The organism is Streptococcus infantis SPAR10 (genome assembly GCF_000279535.1).
Classification (GTDB): domain Bacteria; phylum Bacillota; class Bacilli; order Lactobacillales; family Streptococcaceae; genus Streptococcus; species Streptococcus infantis_I.
Map to the genome: position 1 here is coordinate 310,607 of NZ_ALCH01000004.1, position 23,859 is coordinate 334,465.

Below are 23,859 nucleotides of genomic sequence, written 5' to 3' on the forward strand. Positions count from 1 at the left end.
ATGAATGATAAATTAAAAATAATTGTATTCATAGGAATCATCATTTGCGTTATTATCGGACTTTTATTTCTTTGGGAAAAAAGAAGCGCAAGCTACACCGATACCACTCAAATCGAGAAGGCAGCAGTTAGTCAAGGGCAAAAAGTCACGAAAAAAACTGAGCCAAGTAAAGATGCTGACTTACATGAAATATATCTAGCGGGAGGCTGTTTCTGGGGAGTTGAAGAGTATTTTTCAAGAGTAGCGGGTGTGACAGATGCTGTTTCTGGCTATGCGAATGGCAGAGGAGAAACAACCCAGTATGAATTAATTAGCCAAACGGGGCATGCTGAAACTGTTCATGTGACTTATGATGCCAATCAAATTACATTAAAAGAAATCCTGCTCCATTATTTCCGCATTATCAATCCAACCAGTAAAAATAAGCAGGGAAATGATGTGGGGACTCAGTACAGAACGGGAGTCTACTATAAGGACGACCAGGACCTAGAAGTCATCAATCAAGTCTTTGATCAAGTTTCTAAGAAATACGACCAGCCTCTAGCGGTTGAAAAGGAAGCCTTAAGAAATTTTATCGTGGCTGAAGACTATCACCAAGATTATCTCCAGAAAAATCCTAATGGATATTGCCATATCAATGTCAATCAAGCAGCATATCCGGTCATTGATGCGAGTAAATATCCAAAACCGAGTGACGATGAATTGAAAAAACTCCTCTCTCCTGAAGAGTATGCAGTGACTCAAAACAGTCAAACAGAACGCGCCTTTTCAAATCGTTACTGGGATAAATTTGAAGCAGGTATTTATGTAGATGTAGCAACTGGAGAACCTCTCTTTTCTTCGAAAGATAAATTTGAATCGGGCTGTGGTTGGCCTAGTTTTACCCAGCCTATCAGCCCAGATGTTGCAACCTACAAGGAAGATAAGTCTTACAATATGGTCAGAACAGAAGTCAGAAGTAGAACTGGTGATTCCCATCTGGGACATGTTTTTACAGATGGACCTAAGGACAAGGGAGGCCTACGCTATTGTATCAATAGCCTATCCATCCGTTTTATTCCTAAGGATCAAATGGAAGAAAAGGGTTATGGTTATTTGTTAGATTATGTTGAGTGAACGTGATATTCTTAAAAAGAGTTTACTAAAAATATTTTAGATTCATATTTGATTTTTTAGAAGTGTTGACTTTAATATTTGAAGTCTAATTGCTCTTAAATAAAGATATTTTAAAATAAAAGAAAAAAATTATCAAAAAACGATAAAAAAGTGTTGCATTTCAAAAATATTATGCTATACTAGATATATCGAAAAACGATAATAAGTTTTCGAGTAGTAACAAAAAGAGCTCATTTGTTGCTAAAACTAAAAATATTTTATAAAAGAGGAAATCATCATGAAAAAAACTACATCAACTAAAATCGTAAACTTTGCTAAATCACTTGTTACACTAGGCTCTAATTTCGGAATCTTTACCCTCAGTTTCTTTAGTATTGCATCATTAGTTCTTCTCCTTGGTCAATTTGATATCAGCCAACTAATGCCTGAAGGTGGAGAGGTAACAAGGTCAGGCTACGAAGCGTGGGGAGGGGTTAATGCCTTTGTTCTAACCTTTGTTGCCGGTAATACACTTCTGACTTATGGCCTTATCAAATTAAAACAGTTTGCTAAGAACTTTAAGGAAAGCGATCTTTTTGAAGATACAACCATTTCATTCTTGAAAAAAGGTGCAGTTCTAATGACACTAGTAGGAGCAATCCAAGGTATTACAGAACTTATTCTTAACCCAGCTCATATTATTTTTAACTTCTCGATTGCAGCCTTCTTATTCATTGCTAGCTTAGTTCTTGCTTTTATCAAAAATCAATTTTCAAATAAAGTAGCATAAGACATGCACGTAACACTTACTAATATTGTATAATATAGTAGAGATTAGAAACGAGGTTTTGAAATTAATGTCTAAGAAAAATTCCTACTTACCATTTGCTTTAGGTTTTATTAATATCCTACTTTTTATCTTGGGAGTATCTTTAGTTATATCCATCTTTTTAACAGTTTTCAATGTAACTGAGATTAACCTCTTTAACCTTGGGACTATTTCCTTAAAACCTGATATGGTGAATACTTCAATACTAGTGAGTGCTTTGTCCTTTATCAATAGTTTTATCATTCTGTTTGTACTATTCTGTGTTAGACAGTTCTTCCAAAATATTATTCATGAACAGATTTTTACAAGTTATAATGTCAAACTTGCTAATCGTATCTCTATTTCCCTCTTTATTGCCTCATTTCTAGGAGATGGTATTTTGACACTCAATGGTTATTCATTTCTGAATTTAACTTTCATGGTTACTGCTCTCGTTGTTTGGACAATTGGTAAAGTCCTTGAAAAAGCAAACGAAATTGCAGAAGAAAATGAGTTTACAATTTAGAGAAAGGAGAATATCACATGATTGTTATTAATCTAGATGTCGAATTAGCAAAGAAAAAAATGCGTTCAGGAGATTTAGCAGAACGTGTAGGTATTACTCCCGCAAATCTTTCAATACTGAAAACAGGTAAGGCCAAAGCTATACGTTTTTCAACGCTAGAAGCCATTTGTAAAGAACTTGGGTGCCAACCTGGTGATATATTGGAATATGTGCCAGATTAAAAAGTGGTTCAGCATAAGCTGAACCTTTTTATTTTGTTAAATTATATAAAGAATTCTAAAACATTTCCTGATAATCTGATAAAAAATACTGACTAGATAAATTCTAGGGGCCTTCTTATTTATGGTATACTTAGGATATGCATAGAAAAACAGTGATTGATTTTAGGGCTTTGGGCGAGAGATATACTTTTACCCAGCCTATTAAAGAGTTAAAAACCAGAGATTTAGCAGAAGTAGCAGACTTGCTAGCTCAAGTAGAAAGCTACCAAGAACAGGGCTATTATGTAGTTGGTTATGTTAGTTATGAGGCCGCACCTGCTTTTGAGGAAAAGTTAGCGGTTCACGAGGGTCCCTTGTTAGGAGAGTATCTTCTCTATTTCACTATTCATGACAGCGTTGAAACATCTAGCATTCCTCTGACTTATGAGGAGGTGGAATTACCATCAAACTGGCAGGAACTAACATCTCCAGAGGCCTATGAAAAGGCAATTACGCAAATTCACCATCATTTAAGACAAGGGGATACCTATCAGGTCAATTATACGGTCCAACTCGAGCAGAATTTAAGTGCCAATCCTTTTGCTATCTACAATCGTATGGTGGTGGAGCAGGAAGCGGGATATAATGCTTACGTAGAGCACGACGACATGGCAGTGATTTCCATGAGCCCAGAACTCTTTTTTGAGCAAAATGGCCGTGAATTAACGACTCGTCCTATGAAGGGAACGACTAAACGTGGACTGACTGAAGATGAAGACTTGAAAGAGTCTGCTTGGTTGGCGCAGGATCCCAAAAATCGTTCAGAAAACATGATGATAGTGGACCTCTTGCGAAATGACATGAATCGTATTTCTGAGGTTGGTAGTGAGCATGTGGAGCGTTTATGCCAAGTGGAGCAGTATTCTACAGTTTGGCAGATGACTTCAACTATCAAGAGTCAGTTACGACCGGATGTTGATCTAGTAGAAATCTTCCGTTCGCTCTTTCCATGTGGCTCCATCACAGGAGCTCCCAAGATAGCGACCATGGAAATTATCAAGAACTTGGAACCACAAGCTAGAGGAGTTTACTGTGGAACTGTTGGTCTCTTACTGCCCAATGGACGACGGATTTTCAATGTGGCTATTCGAACCATTCAACTGCATGGAGGGCAAGCCATCTATGGAGTCGGTGGTGGCATCACTTGGGATAGTACTTGGGAGTCAGAATACCGTGAAGTCCATCAAAAAGCTGCTGTTCTCTATCGTAAACAGCCTCGTTTTCAGCTGATTACGACAGGGAAAATCAGTCAGAAAAAATTGCTCTTTGAAAAGCAACATCTAGAAAGATTGCAAAAGGCTAGTCGTTATTTTGCCTTTCCATTTGACCAAGAAGTTTTGAGACAAAAAATAGAGAAGGAGTGCCAGTCTTGTGATTTCCATCAAGATTATCGGATGCGAATCAGTCTCAGCAAATCTGGAGAGATTGAAATCGAACGACAAGTATTGACACCGCTTAGCCCTAGCTTCTGTCAGGCCAAACTTTGTCAGCAAGAAGCTGATTTGCAGCAGGCCTTTACCTACTTTAAGACGACACACCGACCACATTTGACAGTGGGAGAACAGGAAATCATCTATCACACTGTTGATGGAAAATTGCTCGAAACCTCTATTGGGAATCTGGTCTTAAAAATGAATAGCAAACTCTATACCCCACCTAGTAGTCTTGGCATTTTACCAGGGATTTATCGCCAGCATTTACTTGAAAGCGGGCAGGTAGAAGAGAAGGTCTTAACTTTATCAGATTTGAAACAAGCAGAAGTTATTTATGCCTGCAATGCGGTTAGGGGCTTGTATGAGTTGAGTTTGAGGAAGAAGTAAATGAAACTAATATTTTTACATGGATAAGCCTAATCTAAAGGTTATGGAAGGCCTTCAACAACAGTTGCCAGATTCTTAATTTCAGATTATCCCTGACGGCCCTCATATCTTGAATAGAGCAAAACAGAAGAGTTTGCAGAAATAACTAGAAGTTTCTTGAATTGCAGAAATAAGTTTGATAAAATAATATTGAGATTAATATTATAATTTTAGGAGAAAATCATGAACAAACGTCATTTATTAAAACTTGGTCTAGCTTCTTTACCTGCTCTAGCTTTGTTTTTACATCCAGTTGTGGCAGATGAAAGTATCCATTTTTCAAGCTGTAAGGAAGCTTGGGAGAATGGTTATGCAGATATTCATAAGGGAGAACCAGGGTATTCTACTACTCTAGATAAGGATCATGATGGGATTGCCTGTGAATCGAAGAATGCGCCTAAGGGTGTTTTAAAAGAGAAAAAGTCGAGTACATCACAAGCTAACACCAATGTAGCACCAAATAGTGCAGCACCTACCTCAAGTGTAGCAGCTGAAAGTGGCTGGGTTCGTCAGAATGGATCTTGGTACTATTTTTCTGAAAATGGGAAACCAGTAACAAATACTTGGCGGGGTGCTTACTATCTCAAGTCAGATGGAAGAATGGCTGAGAATGAGTGGGTATACGATAACTATTACCAAGCCTGGTATTACCTCAAATCAGATGGATCTTATGCACGCAATACTTGGCAGGGAAGTTACTATCTCAAATCAGATGGTAAGATGGCTCAGGGTGAATGGATTTATGATTCTTACTACAAAGCTTGGTATTACCTCAAATCAGATGGATCTTATGCGCATAATACTTGGCAAGGTGCATATTACCTCAAGTCAAATGGGAAAATGGCTCAGAGTGAATGGGTTTATGACTCTTCTTACCAATCTTGGTATTACCTCAAATCAGATGGATCTTATGCTCGCAATGCATGGCAAGGAAATTACTATTTGAAATCGGATGGTAAAATGGCTAAGAATGAACGAGTGGATGGTGGACGCTATTATGTAGATGCTTCTGGTTTGTGGAAACCATAGAATAGAAAAAATTCTGTAAAGTTAATGCAAACCTCTGCATTGATAAGTAGTTTTTGTTATACTATTACTATAAGCATTTTCAATTAAGGATAAGGAGAAAAAGATGAGTCAAAAGATTATTGGGATTGACCTTGGTGGAACTTCTGTCAAGTTTGCAATTTTAACTCAAGAAGGAGAAATCCAAGAAAAATGGTCTATCAAGACCAACATTTTGGACGAAGGAAGCCACATTGTAGATGATATGATTGAGTCTATTCAACATCGTTTTGAATTGCTTGGATTGGCTGCGACTGATTTCCAAGGGATTGGTATGGGTTCACCTGGTGTAGTTGACCGTGAAAATGGAACTGTTATCGGAGCCTACAACCTCAACTGGAAAACTCTTCAACCAATCAAAGAAAAGATGGAAAAAGCCTTGGGTATTCCATTCTTTATCGACAATGACGCTAACGTAGCTGCTCTTGGTGAGCGTTGGATGGGTGCTGGTGAAAACCAACCAGACGTTGTCTTTATGACTCTTGGTACAGGTGTTGGTGGCGGTATCGTGGCAGAAGGTAAATTGCTTCACGGTGTTGCAGGTGCTGCAGGTGAACTTGGACATATCACAGTTGACTTTGACCAACCAATCCCATGTACTTGTGGTAAAAAAGGCTGTCTTGAGACAGTAGCATCAGCAACAGGGATTGTCAACTTGACTCGTCGTTATGCGGATGAATATGAAGGCGATGCAGAATTGAAACGCTTGATCGACGACGGTGAAGAAGTAACTGCTAAAACTGTCTTTGATTTGGCAAAAGAAGGGGATGACCTTGCTTTGATTGTTTACCGTAACTTCTCACGTTACTTAGGTATTGCATGTGCCAACATCGGTTCTATCCTAAATCCATCAACGATTGTTATCGGTGGTGGAGTTTCAGCTGCTGGGGAATTCCTTCTCCAAGGCGTGCAAAAGGTTTATGATGAAAATACCTTCCCACAAGTTCGTACAACAACGAAATTAGCTCTTGCAACTCTAGGAAATGACGCTGGAGTGATTGGGGCAGCATCACTTGTCTTACAATAAGAAGGAAAAGAAGGAGAAAATCACTATCTTGAAGCGAGTGATTTTCCTCCTTTCTTTTTTTATGCTATACTAGTTAAGAATAAACGTTGAGGAGAGAGTAAATGACAAAAGCAGATAAGATTTTTAAAGAAAATATTGAGCGAATTCTCAATGAAGGAGTCTTTTCAGAACAAGCTCGTCCCAAGTATAAGGATGGAACAGTAGCTAACTCCAAGTACATTACAGGTGCTTTTGCGGAGTATGATTTGTCTAAGGGTGAATTTCCAATCACGACCTTGCGTCCAATTGCTATCAAATCAGCTATCAAAGAAGTTCTTTGGATTTATCAAGATCAGACAAATAGCCTAAAAGTTCTCAATGACAAGTACAATGTTCACTACTGGAATGACTGGGAAGTAGGAGATACAGGGACAATCGGTGAGCGTTACGGGGCTGTTGTTAAGAAGCATGACATCATTAACAAGATTCTCAAACAGTTAGAAGCCAATCCTTGGAACCGTCGCAATATCATCTCTCTCTGGGATTACCAAGCTTTTGAGGAAACAGACGGCCTTCTTCCATGTGCCTTCCAGACCATGTTTGATGTCCGTCGTGTAGATGGGGACATCTATCTGGATGCAACCTTGACCCAGCGTTCTAACGATATGCTGGTAGCTCATCACATCAATGCCATGCAGTATGTGGCGCTTCAAATGATGATTGCTAAACATTTTGGCTGGAAGGTTGGGAAATTCTTCTACTTTATCAATAACCTTCACATCTATGATAATCAATTTGAACAAGCTCAAGAATTGCTCCGTCGTGAGCCTTCAAATTGCCAACCACGTTTGGTTTTGAATGTACCAGACAAGACTAATTTCTTTGATATTAAAGCAGAGGATTTTGAGCTGGTTGATTATGATCCAGTGAAACCGCAGTTGAAGTTTGATTTGGCTATTTAAGAACATAAAAAGAAGTTGGAAATTCCAACTTCTTTTTGTTTATTAGCGTGATACGCGACGGCGAGCTGCTTTTTTACGATTTTCTTCGATGAAAGCTGCTTTTTGTTCTTCTGGTTCAATCACTTTCTTTTTGAATGCGTATACTGCACCTGCAACAGCAGCAACAGTTCCTGCAACACCTGTTACGAGACCTTTAGCAAATCCTTTAGCCATGAGTCTTCCTCCTTTTATTTATAAATCAGACGGAAATAGCATAAGATATAGCATTTTTCTGCCTGTCTATTTTGTGATATAATAATAGTAACGAAAAAATGGGAATTTTTCAAGGAAAAACGATGAAAAGCAAAATAATTGTGATTGTTGGTCCAACTGCAGTTGGAAAGACTGCCCTAGCCATTGAAGTTGCTCAGCGATTCAATGGTGAAGTAGTCAGTGGGGATAGCCAACAAGTATACCGAGGACTGGATATTGGAACAGCCAAGGCTAGTCCGGAGGAGCAGGCAACTGTCCCTCATCATTTGATTGATGTGAGAGATGTAACCGAGTCTTACTCGGCTTTTGATTTTGTTTCAGAAGCAAAGGCAGCCATCGAGGATATTCAAAATCGCGGGAAACTTGCTATAATAGCTGGTGGGACAGGACTTTATATTCAGAGTCTACTAGAGGGATATCATCTAGGTGGAAAGACACTGCACGAGGATATTTTAGCCTACCGAGCTAGCTTAGAACCTGTTTCGGATGAGGAGTTAGTTCATCTGGTAGAGCAAGCAGGTCTTGAAATTCCCCAGTTTAATCGTCGTCGTGCTATACGTGCCTTGGAAATTGCTCATTTTGGTCAAGATTTGGAAAATCAAGAAAGTTTATATGAACCGCTGATTATTTGCTTGGATGATGAACGTCGTCAGCTTTATGAGCGAATCAATCACAGAGTGGATCTGATGTTTGAAGCTGGACTTCTAGACGAAGCCAAGTGGTTGTTTGACCATTATCCAGATGTGCAGGCTGCTAAAGGGATTGGCTACAAGGAACTCTTTCCCTATTTTCGAGGAGAGCAGAGTTTGAAGGAGGCTAGCGATAGTCTCAAGCAGGCGACTCGTCGATTTGCCAAGCGCCAGCTAACCTGGTTCCGCAATCGCATGCAGGTGACCTTTTATCAGATAGGAAAATCTGGTGTGAAAGAGCGTATTTTAAGCCAAATTGAGGAGTTTTTAAATGATTGAAACGGAGAAAAAAGAGGAGCGAGTCCTGCTCATTGGTGTTGAACTCCAGGGCATGGATAACTTTGACCTCTCCATGGAAGAGCTGGCTAGTCTAGCTAAGACGGCTGGTGCAGTTGTAGTCGATAGCTACAGACAAAAACGAGAAAAATACGACTCTAAGACCTTTGTCGGTTCTGGTAAGTTGGAAGAAATTGCTCAAATGGTGGACGCAGAAGAAATCACGACTGTCATTGTCAATAACCGTCTGACACCTCGACAAAATGTTAATTTAGAGGAAGTGTTAGGTGTCAAGGTCATTGACCGTATGCAGTTGATTTTGGATATCTTTGCCATGCGAGCTCGAAGCCATGAAGGCAAACTCCAAGTGCATCTAGCTCAGCTCAAATACCTCTTGCCTCGTTTGGTTGGTCAGGGGATTATGCTCAGCCGTCAGGCAGGGGGAATTGGTTCCCGTGGTCCAGGTGAAAGTCAGCTGGAGCTTAACCGTCGTAGTGTTCGCAACCAGATTACAGATATCGAACGTCAACTCAAGGTAGTTGAGAAAAACCGAGCGACAGTTCGAGAAAAACGTTTGGAGTCAAGTACCTTTAAGATTGGTTTGATTGGTTACACCAATGCTGGGAAGTCAACTATTATGAATACTTTGACCAGCAAGACCCAGTATGAAGCGGATGAGCTTTTTGCAACTCTAGATGCAACAACTAAAAGCATCCATCTGGGGGGCAATCTACAGGTAACCTTGACAGATACCGTTGGATTTATCCAAGATCTACCGACAGAGTTGGTGTCGAGTTTTAAATCAACCTTGGAAGAAAGCAAGCATGTAGATCTCCTGGTCCATGTCATCGATGCTAGCAATCCTTACCATGAGGAACATGAAAAAACGGTCCTCTCCATCATGAAAGATTTGGACATGGAGGATATTCCTCGTTTAACCCTTTATAATAAAGCAGATTTGGTGGAGGATTTCACACCTACTCAAACGCCTTATGCATTGATTTCTGCCAAGTCTGAGAATAGTCGCGAACAGCTGCAGGCTATACTGCTGGATAAGATCAAGGAAATTTTTGAAGTATTTACCCTGCGCGTGCCTTTTTCTAAATCTTACAAGATTCATGATTTAGAAAGTGTTGCGATTCTTGAAGAACGTGACTACCAAGATGATGGAGAAGTCATCAGAGGCTACATTTCTGAGAAAAATAAATGGAGATTAGAAGAATTTTATGACTGATATCAAAACTATGGCACTCAAGTATGGTGGCTATACAAGTCTAGACAAGGTCTATCTGGACCAGCTTTTAGCTGGTAGGTCTGAAGAGAAACAACTAGCTCTCATTACACCTCCACCCAGCGTAGTGAATGCCTACTTTGCCGAACTCTACCAGAAAAAGAGCCCAGAGGCTGCGACCGATTATTTTGCGGAAGTCAGCCAAGAACTGAGCCTCTACAATACTGAACCAAGTTTCGCTTTGGAAAGCAAGCCCTTTATTCGCCTCAATCTATCTGGTAAATCCTTTGGATTTTGCTACGAGAAAGAAGGACTTGGTCGCATTTTCTCAGAGAATGAGGAAGCAATTACGGATGAATTACTCTTTGAAATTGCGCAAATTTTTCCCCATCAGCTAGTTTTTGTGGAGTCTGGTAAGATTTACATGAAGGCGATTGGTGAAGAGGAAGTAGTCAGCCTGGAAAATCTCACAGCCTTGACAGATCTGGAAAATTTAGCAGATGGAAGAAAGCGACTTAAGGGATATAGCCAAGAGGATTTACTACAAGAAGCTAGAGCTTTTTCTGGCAAGCTTTATTATCGCTCGGAAAACCGTAGCGCTATGTTATATATTGATTAATTAGAAAGTAGCAAATGGATATTCAATTTTTAGGAACAGGGGCTGGTCAGCCCTCTAAAGCCCGTAATGTTTCAAGTCTTGCTCTGAAACTCTTGGACGAGATTAACGAAGTCTGGCTCTTTGACTGTGGAGAAGGAACGCAAAATCGTATTCTGGAAACCACGATTCGACCACGCAAGGTCAGCAAAATTTTTATCACACACTTGCATGGAGATCATATCTTTGGTTTGCCAGGATTCCTTTCTAGCCGTGCCTTTCAGGCCAATGAAGAGCAGACAGATTTGGAAATCTATGGTCCCCAAGGCATCAAATCTTTTGTCTTGACCAGTCTACGAGTGTCAGGTTCACGCCTGCCCTATAAGATTCATTTCCATGAATTTGACCAAGCTTCTCTTGGGAAAATTCTTGAAACCGATAAGTTCACCGTTTATGCAGAAGAGTTGGATCACACTATTTTCTGTGTGGGCTACCGTGTCATACAAAAGGATCTTGAAGGAACCTTGGATGCTGAAAAATTAAAGGTTGCCGGCGTACCATTTGGACCACTCTTTGGAAAAATCAAAAACGGTCAGGATGTCATCCTAGAAGACGGCACCGAGATTAAGGCAGCAGACTATATCTCAGCGCCACGTCCAGGTAAGATTATCACTATCTTGGGTGATACTCGAAAAACTAATGCTAGTGTGCGTCTTGGAATCAATGCGGATGTCCTTGTCCATGAGTCCACTTATGGCAAGGGTGATGAGAAGATTGCCCGCAATCATGGTCACTCAACCAATATGCAGGCTGCACAGATTGCATTAGAAGCGGGAGCCAAACGACTCTTGCTCAACCATATCAGCGCCCGTTTTCTTTCAAAAGATATCAGCCAGCTTAAGAAAGATGCTGCAACGATTTTTGAAAACGTCCATGTGGTCAAAGACTTGGAAGAAGTGGAAATCTAGTTACTAGAGAAAGGAGAATCATGCGAACCATTCTCATTACAGGTGCTAGCGGGGGTCTAGCCCAAGAAATGGTCAAACTCTTGCCTAAAGATCAACTCATTTTGCTAGGTAGAAATAAGGAAAAATTAGCCCAACTATACGGAAATCATCCTCAGGCAGAATTGATTGAAATTTATATTACCGACGCTCAAGCCTTAGAAGAACTAGTTGCTGAGCTCTATCAGCGTTATGGCAAGATTGATGTCTTGATTAACAACGCTGGATATGGGATTTTTGAAGATTTTGACAAGATTTCTAATCAAGATATTCATCAAATGTTTGAAGTCAATACTTTTGCTTTGATGAATCTGTCTCGTTTGGTTGCTTCTCGTATGAAGGAGATTCGAAAAGGTCATATCATCAATATCGTCAGCATGGCAGGATTGATTGCGACTGCTAAGTCTAGTCTATATTCTGCGACCAAGTTTGCGGCCATAGGTTTTTCAAATGCTCTTCGCCTTGAGCTCATGCCCTATGGTGTCTATGTGACAACTGTTAATCCAGGGCCTATCCGTACAGGATTTTTTGACCAGGCAGACCCAGATGGGACCTACCTCAAATCGGTCGACCGTTTTCTATTGGAACCAGATGCTGTCGCGCAAAAGATTGTTAAGACTATCGGAAAAAACAAACGCGAGCTCAATCTCCCAGCCTTGCTCAATCTAGCCCACAAATTTTATACCCTCTTTCCTAAGTTAGCCGATAAGTTGGCTGGGGAGACTTTTAATTATAAGTGAAAAGGCTGTTCCCTTGAGGAATGGCTTTTTATTTTTTTCGGTTGCTAATTTGTAGAAAAATACCACATGATAAACAGGCAGTTTATAACGATTAAGCCCATTTAAGGTATAAATAGAGATAAGAAAGCAGAAAAGAGAGGATAAACTTCGAGTCTAACATAACTGAAAGTATATCTATAGCCGAAGCTTATGAAGTCAAGATAAAATAGGATTAAAAGAACTTGCCCTTTGTCAGATTGATTAGACTGTAAATTGGAGTTAGGAATATTCTTAGAATAGATGAAGAAAATAAAAAAGTTAAAATGTTAAAATATCTTGACATTTTATCGATTTAGAGTATAATAAGAAATGTAAAGAGCTCTTGACATTATTACAAAAATTTGGAGGAACAAAGCCATGAAAAAGATGGATGAAATGGACAGAGATATTCAGTTGCGTTCTGAGGAGTGGGGCTATAAAACAGCGCTTTTGGGTTTATGTGCATGGACAGGATTTAATATCTATCAAGCACTTGTTGTTGGTGGCAAACTTGAAATGCTTCCTTGCTTAATTTTGATCTTATCTGTAAGTGTGCAAGGATTTGCTCAAACCGCAATAAAACGCAATATGATTGCTGGTGATGAAGAGTATAAAGAACCAAATAAACTTGTTCAAGGAGTCATTCTAGCAGTTGTCACTGTTATCGTAGTATTGGCTGTTGGCGTTTATTTTTTTCAGAAAGACTAATGCTGTATGAAAAATAACATCAAACAGTTAAGAAAGTCTGAGGGACTACGTCAGGAAGATATGGCAAGAATATTAGGCGTTAGTCGACAAACCATAATTGCTATAGAGAATGACAAGTACAATCCTACACTTGAACTAGCAATGAAAATTGCAAGGTTGCTACGACTACATGTTGAAGAAATTTTCATTTTAGAAGATTAAAGATATCAGATAGCTTTTATTTTAATCATCTGATTCGTAATGATGAGAGAGTTTTTCAGTTCATGGAAACTCTCTTTTTAAAGCTCAAAAAGAGTCTACTCAATTTTACCCTTGTCCATCTTATATATCTATCGTAAAACTGGTATAAAATTTGCAAATAAACAGCTAAAATAGTATACTAGTTCTGTTAATTATGAAAACGTTTGCGTTTTTGTTGATGATAGATTATTTAGGAGACAAATGATGGAATTAACAGCTATTTATCATAGACCAGAATCAGAGTATGCATATCTTTACAAGGAAGATCAGCTACATATCCGAATTAGAACCAAGATAAATGATGTCCAGAAGGTTATCTTACACTATGGAGATCCCTTTATTTTCATTGAGGATAAGTATGAAGCCAAGAAAGAAATGACCAAAGTAACCTCAGATGCCCTATTTGACTATTGGCAGATTACAGTCTCGGTTGATTTTGCACGGATTCAGTATCTCTTTGAGCTCCTCGATGAGGAAGGTCATGGTGTCTACTATGGGGATAAGGGTTGTGTAGAACATACTCAAGAAAACTTGGATGCTGATGGAAACGGCTTTAAGCTTCCTTATATTCACGAAATTGACGGTTGTCAAGTTCCTGACTGGGTTTCAAATACTGTTTGGTATCAGATTTTCCCGGAACGCTTCGCTAATGGAAACCCAAAGTTGACTCCTGATGGAGCTCGAGAGTGGGATGCTGAGCTTGCGCCTAACAGGGATGACTTTTTTGGTGGAGACTTGCAAGGAATTATCGACCACCTAGACTATCTAAAAGATTTGGGAATCACTGGACTTTATCTATGTCCGATTTTTGAAGCAACAACCAATCATAAGTACGATACGACGGATTATTTTGAAATTGACCGTCACTTTGGAGACAAGGAAGTCTTTCGTAATCTAGTCGATGAAGCTCACAAACGTGGCATCAAGATTATGCTAGATGCTGTTTTCAATCATATCGGCTACCAGTCTGCCCAATGGCAGGATGTTCTAAAAAACGGAGAAAAGTCACCGTATAAAGATTGGTTCCATATCCAAGAATTTCCAGTTACTGAGGATAAACTTCAGAATCCAAGACAACTCCCTTATCATACCTTTGCCTTTGCTAGCTATATGCCTAAGTTGAATACAGCTAATCCGGAGGTTAGGGACTATCTTCTCAGTGTTGCGACCTACTGGATTGAAAATTTTGATATCGATGCTTGGCGCTTGGACGTTGCTAATGAAATTGACCATCAGTTCTGGAGAGATTTCAGAAAGGCAGTTCTCGCTAAAAAGCCTGATCTGTATATTTTAGGTGAAATCTGGCATACCTCACAACCTTGGCTACAAGGGGACGAGTTCCATGCGGTCATGAATTACCCGCTCTCTGAAAGTATCAAGGATTATTTCTTGCGTCAGCGTAAAAAGACAGAGCAGTTTATTTCAGAAATCAACAGCCAGTCTATGTACTACAAGCAACAAATCTCAGAGGTGATGTTTAACCTTTTAGATTCTCATGATACAGAGCGAATCCTTACAACTGCCAAAGGAAATATCCAGCATGTCAAGGCTGCCCTGACTTTCCTCTATCTTCAAAAAGGGACCCCTTGTATCTATTACGGAACAGAGCTAGCACTAATTGGTGGACCAGACCCTGATTGCCGTCGTGTCATGCCCTGGGACCGTGTATCTGAAGACAATGACATGCTGAATTTTATGAAGAAATTAATAAAGATTCGTAAGGACGTTGCAAGGATTATTCAGCATGGAAATTATTGCTTGGAAGAAGTGAAACCAGATGTTCTTGCCTTGAGCTGGAACTACCAAGGAAAAGAAGTTCAGGCAATCTTTAATCAGTCTTCTGAGAATTTTGTTTTAGAAAGAGACTTTGTTGATTTAGCTAGTCATTGCCATCTTAAAGATGGACAACAAGTTATCTTGCCTGATGGTTTTGTAGTTTATATGATAGACTAGCATGGTTCATTGGAGTATTATGTCATATCAGTGAAAAATAATTTAGAAGGTTGTTTCTATAAAGGAGCGACCTTTTATTTTGTATATGATTTAGTAATTCTGTCAAATAATACCTCAATACAGTTTTTTATATCCATTATTTTCTACTAATTTTAGTAATCATAGTCTGAAGTATGCTTTTTTCGAGAAACTATTGATGTATCTATTGTAATTGTATAAAATATGAATGAAGATGATGACTCATGAAAATAAAGAGCAAGGATGGGCGAACATATTGATTGATAGTCGAGTAAGAGAATTCAACCAAAACTGGCATTTTAAACTCAATGCCAATGCAAAAGACGCTATCAAACCAGATGCCGATGTATCAAGCTGGAAGAAATTAGACCTTCCTCATGACTGGAGTATTTACAATGACTTCGACCATGATTCTCCTGCCCAAAACGAAGGTGGGCAACTCAATGGTGGTGATGCTTGGTATCGTAAGACCTTTAAACTTGATGAAGAAGACCTCAATAAGAATGTTCGTATCACATTTGATGGAATTTATATGGATTCTCAGGTCTATGTCAATGGTCAGCTAGTAGGTCACTATCCAAATGGTTATAACCAATTCTCATATGACATTACTGACTATCTCCATAAAGACGGTCGCGAGAATGTCGTAGCAGTGCATGCCATCAACAAACAACCAAGTAGCCGTTGGTACTCAGGAAGCGGGATTTACCGTGATGTTACCCTTCAAGTCACAGATAAGGTCCATACTGAGAAAAATGGAACAACTATCTTAACTCCAGACCTTGAAAAACAACAAAATGGTAAGGTAGATACTCATGTAACAAGTAAGATCGTCAATACTGATGATAAAGATCATGAAATTCTTGCTGAGTATCAAATCATTGAACGTAATGGTCAAGCTGTAACGGATCTAGTTCGTACCGCTAGTCAAGTCTTGAAAGCTCATCAATCAACAAGTTTAAATGCTATTTTACAAGTTGATAAACCAAAACTTTGGACAGTTAATAGCGACAAACCAGCTCTTTACGAATTGGTGACACGTGTTTATCGTGATGGTCAATTGGTCGATGCTAAGAAGGACTTGTTTGGTTACCGTTACTACAACTGGACACCAAATGAAGGCTTCTCTTTGAATGGTGAACGCATTAAATTCCATGGAGTTTCTCTTCACCATGACCATGGAGCTCTTGGAGCTGAAGAAAACTATAAGGCAGAATACCGTCGTCTGAAACAAATGAAGGATATGGGTGTGAACTCTATCCGTACAACCCACAACCCAGCTAGTGAGCAAACTTTACAGATCGCTGCTGAGCTTGGTTTATTGGTCCAAGAAGAAGCTTTCGATACTTGGTATGGTGGTAAGAAACAGTATGACTATGGTCGCTTCTTTGATAAAGATGCTACTCACCCAGACGCTAAAAAAGGTGAAAAATGGTCTGATTTTGACCTTCGTACCATGGTTGAACGAGGAAAGAACAACCCTGCTATCGTCATGTGGTCTATCGGTAATGAAATCGGTGAAGCAGATGGGAAACCTCGTTCTCTAGCAACGGTTAAACGCTTGGTTCAAGTTATCAAAGCTGTTGATAAGACACGCTATGTCACTATGGGAGCAGATAAGTTCCGTTTTGGTGATGGTAGTGGTGACCATGAAAAGATTGCCAATGAACTTGATGCCGTTGGATTTAACTATTCAGAAGACAACTACAAGAAACTTCGTGCGAAACATCCAAATTGGTTGATTTACGGTTCTGAAACTTCCTCAGCTACTCGTACACGTGGAAGTTATTTCCGCCCAGAACGTGAATTGGTCCACAGCAATCAGGCTTACCGTCATTACGAGCAATCAGACTACGGTAATGACCGTGTTGGTTGGGGTAAAACAGCTACAGCATCTTGGACTTTTGACCGTGACAATGCTGGTTATGCAGGTCAGTTCATCTGGACAGGTACGGACTATATCGGTGAACCGACTCCATGGCACAACCAAAACCAAACTCCAGTTAAGAGTTCTTACTTTGGTATCGTAGATACAGCTGGTATTCCAAAGAATGATTACTACTTGTACCAAAGCCAATGGGTTTCTGCTGAGAAGAAACCAATGGTTCACTTGCTTCCTCACTGGAACTGGGAAAATCCTACTCTAAAAGAGAATGTAGCGGATGCAGATGGTAATATTCCAGTCCGTGCCTATTCTAATGCGGCAAGTGTAGAACTATTCTTGAATGGTAATACTCTAGGCAAGAAGACATTTACTAAAAAACAAACAAGTGATGGACGTACTTACCAAGAAGGTGCCAATGCAAATGAACTTTACCTTGAGTGGAAGGTTGCTTATCAACCTGGAACATTGGAAGCAGTAGCTCGTGATGAGGCTGGTAATGAAATTGCTCGTGATAAGGTTACGACTGCTGGTGAGCCTGCAGGTGTTCGCTTAGTCAAAGAAGAAAATGCTATCGCAGCTGATGGAAAAGACCTCACTTATATCTATTACGAAATTGTTGACAGTAAAGGTAACGTAGTTCCTACAGCCAATAATCTTGTTCGCTTCCAGTTGCATGGACAAGGTCAGATTGTCGGTGTGGATAACGGGGAACAAGCCAGCCGTGAACGTTACAAAGAACAAGCAAATGGTTCATGGATTCGCAAAGCCTTTAATGGTAAGGGTGTTGTGATTGTCAAATCAACTGAGCAAGCAGGTAAATTCACCTTGACTGCTCACTCTGATTTCTTGAAATCTGGTCAAACAACTATCTTCACAGGTAAGAAAGACCAAGAGGAAAAAACTGTTTTAGGTACAGAGGTTCCTAAAGTTCGTACAGTAATCGGTCAAGCAGCGAAAATGCCTTCAAAAATAGGATTTATCTACAGTGATGGCAGCCGTGCAAAAGTTCCAGTAGAATGGTCCGCAGTTGATGTCAACCAACCTGGTATTTTTACTGTTAAAGGTGTGGCAGAAGGAAGAGATGTAGAAGCGCGTGTTGAAGTCTTGGCACTCGAAGCAGAATTACCTGTAGTTAAGAGAATTACACCAAGTGCAGATCTGAGTACGGTTGATCCATCTGTTACCTATGTATTGTCAGATGGTACTCTAGGAAGCTATGACGTTGATAGGTGGGAAGTTGCAGCTGAAGATCAAGCTAAATTAACTATCCCAGGCTCTCGTATCCAAGCCAAAGGAATTTCAGGTGATGATGAAATCGCTGCAACCTTTGTAGTCGCAGAAGGTCAAGCAGCTTCACCAGTAGTACCGACTGTAACTGTTGCAGACCAGCCTGTAGAAGGGCTCTCAACTGATCAACCGGTCCTATACCATAAACTTGCTTATGGAGCTACTTTGCCTGAAGCCAAAGCTTTAGCTGAAAATGCGCAAGTTACTGTTATTCAAGCTAACGAAGCAAATGGTATGCGTGCTAGTATTTATGTTCAACCAAATGATGGTGGAGCACTTCAGACTTATGCTATCCAATTCTTACAAGAAGCTCCTCAGATTGAACGTTTAAGCCTAGAAGTTGAAAATGCAGACGCACTGAAAGAAGACCAAACAGTTGGTATCAAAGTCTTGGCTCATTATCAAGATGGAACTCAGGCCGTATTAAAAGCTGACAAGGTAACCTTCTCAACATCAGGTGAAGGAGACGTAGCTGTTCGTAAAGGTATGCTTGAATTGCATAAACCTGGTCAAGTAACTTTGAAAGCTCAATTTGAAGGAGCTGAAGGTCAGATTGACTTGAACATTCAGGCAAATACTGAAAATAAAGTTGTCCAGGCCATTCGTCCAATAAGTGTCGTGACAGGTTTGAACCAAGAACCAAGTCTACCTGATACAGTAACTGTAGAGTACGATAAAGGATTTCCAAAAGTTCACAAGGTAACTTGGCAAGCAGTTGCTAAGGAAGACCTTGCTAAATACCATAGCTTTGATGTTCTTGGTAAAGTAGAAGGAATTGAGAACGAAGCTCATGCTAAAGTTTCTGTAGAAAGTATCATTGCAGTCGAAGAAGTGACTACAACAACTCCGGTTTCAGAAGCTCCTCAATTACCAGAAAGCGTCCGTACTTACCACTCAAATGGCCAAGTATCTTCAGCTAAAGTGACTTGGGATGCTATTGACCCAAGCCAATATGCAACTGAAGGTAACTTTACAGTGACAGGGCATGTCGAAGGGACTCAGTTACCAACAAAACTTCATGTTCGTGTGTCTGCTCAGACAGAAACTGGTGCTAATATTTCTGACCAGTGGACAGGTTCAGAGTTGCCACTTGCCTTTGCATCAGACTCAAATCCAAGTGACTCAGTAGCCAATGTCAATGACAAACTAATCTCATTTAATGATCAACCGGCAAACCGCTGGACAAACTGGAAACGTACAAGTGAAGCATCGGTCGGAATCCTATTTGGTGATTCTGGTATCCTGTCTAAACGTTCGGTTGACAATCTCAATGTTGCCTTCCACGAAGACCACGGTGTTGGTGCACCTAAGTCTTATGTCATCGAATACTATGTAGGAACAGATGTTCCAACAGTTCCTAAGAACCCAAGCTTTGTAGCTAGTGAAGACCACGTCTTTAACGATGACAATAACTGGAAACAAGTGACAAATCTTAAAGCTCCAGATCAAGTGAGAGCTGGAGAAATGACTCACTTTAGCTTTGATAAAGTCAATACCTATGCGGTTCGTATCCGTATGGTTAGACCAGATGGTAAATGGGGTACTTCCATTACAGAAATTCAAATCTTCTCTAAACAAGTAGCTGCAGCTAAGAAAGCTCAAGCTCAAATCCAAGTAGATGGAAAAGATTTGCCAAACTTTAACCCTGGCTTGACTGACTATTATCTAGAAGCTAAAGAAGACGAAGCACCAACAGTAACGGCAAGTGTATCAGATAATGGTATTGCTACAGTGATTCCAAGCGTGCGTGAAGGGGATCCAGTTCGTGTTGTCGTTAAGGCTGAAAACGGAGATATTCTAGGTGAATACCATCTCCACTTCTGTTGAGCACACACGTGGAAGTAATGAGAAAAACTGAAGCAGAGAGGACCAAAGTGTCCTCTCTTTTCTATCTTATATTTGCTTTAATTCTCACTGCAAAAGAGTTATAATAAAGATGAAAATAGGGATAGAAGAGGAGGAGATAGGATGGCTTACATTGAAATGAAAAATAGCTATAAGAGATATCATACTGGAGAAACAGAAATTGTAGCCAATCGTGACGTCAACTTCGAGATTGAAAAGGGAGAACTGGTCATTATCCTTGGTTCATCTGGAGCAGGAAAGTCAACGGTCTTAAATATTCTAGGTGGAATGGATACCAATGATGAAGGACAAGTTTGGATTGACGGAATCAATATCTCGAATTTCACTTCTCATCAGAGAACCAACTATCGTAGAAATGACGTTGGTTTTGTCTTTCAGTTTTATAACTTGGTTGCTAACTTGACTGCTAAAGAAAATGTCGAGTTGGCATCAGAAATTGTCTTAGATGCCTTAGATCCTGAGCAAGTTCTAAAGGTCGTAGGTCTAGGCCATCGTCTCAATAATTTTCCAGCTCAGCTGTCAGGTGGTGAGCAACAACGGGTCTCCATTGCTCGAGCTGTGGCTAAAAATCCTAAAATTCTCCTTTGTGATGAACCAACGGGAGCTTTGGACTACCAGACTGGTAAGCAGGTTCTAAAGATTCTTCAAGATATGTCACGTAAAAAAGGGGCCACCGTTATCATCGTGACCCATAATGCTTCCCTTGCTCCTATAGCTGATCGGGTGATTCAGATGCATGATGCCAGTGTCAAGAGCGTTGTTATCAATCCTCAACCACAGGATATTGATGATTTGGAGTACTGATATGAAAAGGAAGATATATTGGAAAGACCTGCTCCAGTCTTTCACAGGTTCAAAAGGGCGATTTCTATCCATTCTAACTTTGATGATGTTAGGTTCTTTGGCCCTAGTCGGTCTCAAAGTGGCCAGTCCCAATATGGAGCGAACAGCTTGGGATTATCTGAAAGATACTAATACGGCAGATGTGACCATCATAGGAGATTATGGGCTTGATCAGGCAGACCAGGCAGAATTGCAAACTCTATCAGGAGCAGATGTCGAGTTTGGTTATATGACAGATTTGACTCTGGCAAATAGTGAAGATGCCATACGAATCTTTTCAAATACTGATAAGATTTCAAAATTTCAAGTAACGGAAGGTCGTTTGCCTGAAAAAGAAGATGAATTGGCCTTGGCGGACTTTTGGAAAGATCGATATCAGATTGGTCAAGTCATTTATTTGAGCCAAAAAAAGGGCAGTAATTCTCAATTAAAGCGGGATAGTTATACCATTACAGGCTTTGTCCACTCTCCAGATATTTTTTCAAAATCAGATATGGGGAGTTCAGCCAGTGGTAATGGGAACTTAGCAGCCTATGGAGTTGTAACAAAAGATAACTTTAAGAGCTCTGTTTACACGATTGCCCGCCTGCGTTTTGCTAGCCTAACAGATGTCAATCCTTTCTTTAGTGATTACGAAAAGAAACTCGAGGAAGAAGAGGCAACACTCAAGGAGCTGGTTGCTGATAATGGTCAAGCTCGACTTGAGAAAATGAAGAAAGACGCTCAAAAATCACTTTATGAAGGAAAGAAGCAACTGGACGAGGCAGAGACCAACCTGGTAGCTGGCAAGAAACGCCTGCAAGAAATCGAAACGCGTCTACAAGCTCAAGAAAATCAAGTGAGCCAACTTCCAGAACCGCAAAAGAGCCAAGTTTCGAGCCAGATAGAAGAAGCTAAAGAACAATTGAAACAAGAAAAGGAAAAACTAAGTCATGCTGAGTCAGATCTTGCTAGTGAGAAGGCTAAATGGCAGACCAGTCAGGATGAAGTCAATGCTCTGACAGAGTCAACCTATCATGTTTACAATCGAAAAAGCTCTCCTACTGGTCAAGGTTATCTCATGTATAGTAACTCAGCCATGAGTATTCGTGCCGTGGGAAATATCTTTCCAGTTGTTCTCTATGCCGTCGCAGCTATGGTTACCTTTACCACCATGACTCGATTTGTAGATGAGGAAAGAACAAATGCTGGGATTTTCAAAGCTCTAGGCTACCATAGCAAAGATATCATCGCTAAGTTTGTAATTTATGGTCTGTTTGCTGGCACTCTTGGAACTCTTCTAGGGATTCTGATTGGCCATTATGTCCTAGCACCCACAATCTCACATATCATCACCGAACGAATGATTGTTGGTGAGAATCAACAGTATTTTTACTGGACCTATAGTTGCTTAGCTCTGGGGCTTAGCTTAGTAGCTAGTGTCCTACCTGCCTACCTTGTATCTCGCAGAGACTTGCATGAAGAAGCGGCTCAATTATTACTACCCAAACCACCAGTCAAGGGTTCTAAAATTCTCTTGGAGCGCATCACATTTATCTGGTCACATTTGAGCTTTACCCAAAAAGTTACAGCTCGCAACATTTTCCGTTATAAGCAACGGATGCTGATGACCATTTTTGGGGTTGCAGGTTCAGTAGCCCTCCTCTTTGCAGGACTTGGTATTCAATCCTCTGTGGTAGGAGTTGCTGATAGGCAGTTTAAGGATCTGCAACAATATCAGATGATTCTCTCTGTCAATTCTCGAGCTTCAGATTCTGATAAGGCTAAGCTAGAAGAAAAATTGCAAAGTGATGAAGTTGAAAACTATCGTTTAATTTCTTCCAAACAGGTTGAGGAAAAGTATGCAGGCAAGGCTGGAGTTCAGACAGTGACGATCATGGTAACGGATAAGGATGACCTGGAACCTTTTGTCCATTTAGAAAAAAATGGAGAAAAACTGAGCTTATCAGGTGGAGTCATTCTAACAGATAAATTAGCTCAGTTGGCTGGAGTTTCTGTTGGTGACAACTTTACAATCGATGGGAAAAACTTTAAAGTGGGTGCTATTACTGAGCACTATGTAGGTCACTTTGTTTATATGAATCAGGCGACCTATGAGGAGATATATGGTCAAGCTCCCAAGATGAACACCTATCTGGTCCAACTTAAGGATAAAAGTGAAGGAAATACTGAAAGAGTCGCAGGAGAATTTATGGACCAGGTAGCTGTCAGTGGCCTCGTTCAAAACGCTTCCACCATTCAGCTCTTTGAAAGTTTTGCTAATTCTCTGAATCATACCATGGCGATTTTGGTGCTGGTATCGGTGCTACTAGCTATTGTGATTCTCTATAATTTGACCAATATCAATGTTGCTGAACGGATTCGGGAACTCTCAACCATCAAGGTTCTTGGTTTTCATAACAAAGAAGTGACCCTTTACATCTATCGGGAAACTATCATATTGTCACTAATTGGAACGATTGTAGGATTGGTATCAGGCTTTTATCTCCATCAATTTCTCATTCAGATGATCGCACCCGGTACCTTCCGTTTTCAACCAAAGGTCGGCTGGGAAGTGTATCTAATCCCAGTTCTAGCTGTCAGTGTCATTTTGACCATCCTAGGAGTTTTTGTCAATCATTATCTCCGAAAGGTGGATATGTTAGAAGCCCTCAAGTCGGTAGAATAGTTTTT

At 40.2% G+C, this 23,859-nt stretch carries 19 protein-coding genes and 1 pseudogene; 19 read left to right on the plus strand and 1 reads right to left on the minus strand.

All coding sequences use genetic code 11. From position 1 onward, the window contains the following. The 8 genes from msrB to SPAR10_RS06805 all read left to right on the plus strand — a co-directional run bounded on the left by msrB (nucleotide 1) and on the right by SPAR10_RS06805 (nucleotide 7,581). Nucleotides 1–1,116: a peptide-methionine (R)-S-oxide reductase MsrB gene (msrB, locus tag SPAR10_RS06770; protein WP_004252278.1), complete on the plus strand. Its 1,116-nt coding sequence runs from the start codon at nucleotides 1–3 to the stop codon at nucleotides 1,114–1,116. 277 nt (nucleotides 1,117–1,393) lie between these two features. Beyond that, nucleotides 1,394–1,885 carry a hypothetical protein gene (locus SPAR10_RS06775; protein ID WP_004252279.1) on the plus strand — a complete coding sequence of 164 codons (492 nt, stop codon included), beginning with the start codon at nucleotides 1,394–1,396 and terminating at the stop codon, nucleotides 1,883–1,885. A 67-nt stretch (nucleotides 1,886–1,952) separates the two neighbouring features. Next, nucleotides 1,953–2,429 (plus strand): DUF2975 domain-containing protein, encoded by a 477-nt coding sequence (locus SPAR10_RS06780; RefSeq protein WP_004252281.1) that lies wholly within the window; start codon nucleotides 1,953–1,955, stop codon nucleotides 2,427–2,429. A gap of 17 nt (nucleotides 2,430–2,446) precedes the next feature. Continuing rightward, nucleotides 2,447–2,650 carry a helix-turn-helix domain-containing protein gene (locus tag SPAR10_RS06785; protein WP_004252288.1) on the plus strand — a complete coding sequence of 68 codons (204 nt, stop codon included), beginning with the start codon at nucleotides 2,447–2,449 and terminating at the stop codon, nucleotides 2,648–2,650. 137 nt (nucleotides 2,651–2,787) lie between these two features. Beyond that, nucleotides 2,788–4,509, plus strand: a complete 1,722-nt coding sequence (pabB, locus tag SPAR10_RS06790) for an aminodeoxychorismate synthase component I (RefSeq protein WP_004252289.1) — start codon at nucleotides 2,788–2,790, stop codon at nucleotides 4,507–4,509. Nucleotides 4,510–4,731: 222 nt separating this feature from the next. Beyond that, nucleotides 4,732–5,577 (plus strand): excalibur calcium-binding domain-containing protein, encoded by an 846-nt coding sequence (locus SPAR10_RS06795; protein ID WP_004252291.1) that lies wholly within the window; start codon nucleotides 4,732–4,734, stop codon nucleotides 5,575–5,577. 103 nt (nucleotides 5,578–5,680) lie between these two features. Then, complete coding sequence (locus tag SPAR10_RS06800; protein WP_004252294.1) at nucleotides 5,681–6,640, plus strand: ROK family glucokinase; 960 nt, start codon at nucleotides 5,681–5,683, stop codon at nucleotides 6,638–6,640. A gap of 101 nt (nucleotides 6,641–6,741) precedes the next feature. Next, nucleotides 6,742–7,581, plus strand: a complete 840-nt coding sequence (locus tag SPAR10_RS06805; RefSeq protein WP_004252295.1) for a thymidylate synthase — start codon at nucleotides 6,742–6,744, stop codon at nucleotides 7,579–7,581. A 42-nt stretch (nucleotides 7,582–7,623) separates the two neighbouring features. On the opposite strand, the gene SPAR10_RS10825 is transcribed toward SPAR10_RS06805, so the two are convergent. Beyond that, complete coding sequence (locus SPAR10_RS10825) at nucleotides 7,624–7,794, minus strand: DUF3042 family protein (RefSeq protein ID WP_001051780.1); 171 nt, start codon at nucleotides 7,792–7,794, stop codon at nucleotides 7,624–7,626. 122 nt (nucleotides 7,795–7,916) lie between these two features. Between SPAR10_RS10825 and miaA the strand changes: the two genes are divergently transcribed. The 11 genes and pseudogenes from miaA (at nucleotide 7,917) to SPAR10_RS06855 (ending at nucleotide 23,854) form a co-directional block, all read left to right on the plus strand. Next, complete coding sequence (miaA, locus tag SPAR10_RS06810) at nucleotides 7,917–8,801, plus strand: tRNA (adenosine(37)-N6)-dimethylallyltransferase MiaA (protein WP_004252297.1); 885 nt, start codon at nucleotides 7,917–7,919, stop codon at nucleotides 8,799–8,801. Next, nucleotides 8,794–10,032, plus strand: a complete 1,239-nt coding sequence (gene hflX, locus SPAR10_RS06815; protein WP_004252300.1) for a GTPase HflX — start codon at nucleotides 8,794–8,796, stop codon at nucleotides 10,030–10,032. The genes miaA and hflX overlap by 8 nt, the downstream gene beginning before the upstream one ends. Next, nucleotides 10,025–10,648, plus strand: a complete 624-nt coding sequence (locus SPAR10_RS06820; RefSeq protein WP_004252302.1) for a hypothetical protein — start codon at nucleotides 10,025–10,027, stop codon at nucleotides 10,646–10,648. Before hflX ends, SPAR10_RS06820 begins: the two co-directional genes overlap by 8 nt. A gap of 14 nt (nucleotides 10,649–10,662) precedes the next feature. Then, nucleotides 10,663–11,592, plus strand: coding sequence for a ribonuclease Z (gene rnz, locus SPAR10_RS06825; RefSeq protein ID WP_004252304.1), 930 nt, complete (start codon nucleotides 10,663–10,665; stop codon nucleotides 11,590–11,592). Between the two features lie 20 nt (nucleotides 11,593–11,612). Next, nucleotides 11,613–12,368: an SDR family NAD(P)-dependent oxidoreductase gene (locus SPAR10_RS06830; RefSeq protein WP_004252306.1), complete on the plus strand. Its 756-nt coding sequence runs from the start codon at nucleotides 11,613–11,615 to the stop codon at nucleotides 12,366–12,368. A 396-nt stretch (nucleotides 12,369–12,764) separates the two neighbouring features. Then, entirely contained in the window at nucleotides 12,765–13,094 is a 330-nt protein-coding gene (locus SPAR10_RS06835; RefSeq protein WP_004252308.1) for a hypothetical protein, read from the plus strand. Between the two features lie 6 nt (nucleotides 13,095–13,100). Then, nucleotides 13,101–13,295 (plus strand): helix-turn-helix transcriptional regulator, encoded by a 195-nt coding sequence (locus tag SPAR10_RS0101990; RefSeq protein WP_006150191.1) that lies wholly within the window; start codon nucleotides 13,101–13,103, stop codon nucleotides 13,293–13,295. A 243-nt stretch (nucleotides 13,296–13,538) separates the two neighbouring features. Continuing rightward, the gene (locus SPAR10_RS06840) at nucleotides 13,539–15,287 is read left to right on the plus strand and encodes a glycoside hydrolase family 13 protein (RefSeq protein ID WP_004252310.1); all 1,749 of its coding nucleotides are present in this window, start codon (nucleotides 13,539–13,541) and stop codon (nucleotides 15,285–15,287) included. Nucleotides 15,288–15,579: 292 nt separating this feature from the next. Beyond that, nucleotides 15,580–20,298, plus strand: a pseudogene (locus SPAR10_RS06845) (Ig-like domain-containing protein); the annotation flags it as partial. A gap of 147 nt (nucleotides 20,299–20,445) precedes the next feature. Continuing rightward, nucleotides 20,446–21,147, plus strand: coding sequence for an ABC transporter ATP-binding protein (locus SPAR10_RS06850; RefSeq protein ID WP_004252314.1), 702 nt, complete (start codon nucleotides 20,446–20,448; stop codon nucleotides 21,145–21,147). Between the two features lies 1 nt (nucleotide 21,148). Next, the gene (locus SPAR10_RS06855) at nucleotides 21,149–23,854 is read left to right on the plus strand and encodes an ABC transporter permease (protein ID WP_004252316.1); all 2,706 of its coding nucleotides are present in this window, start codon (nucleotides 21,149–21,151) and stop codon (nucleotides 23,852–23,854) included. Nucleotides 23,855–23,859 lie beyond the last annotated feature (5 nt).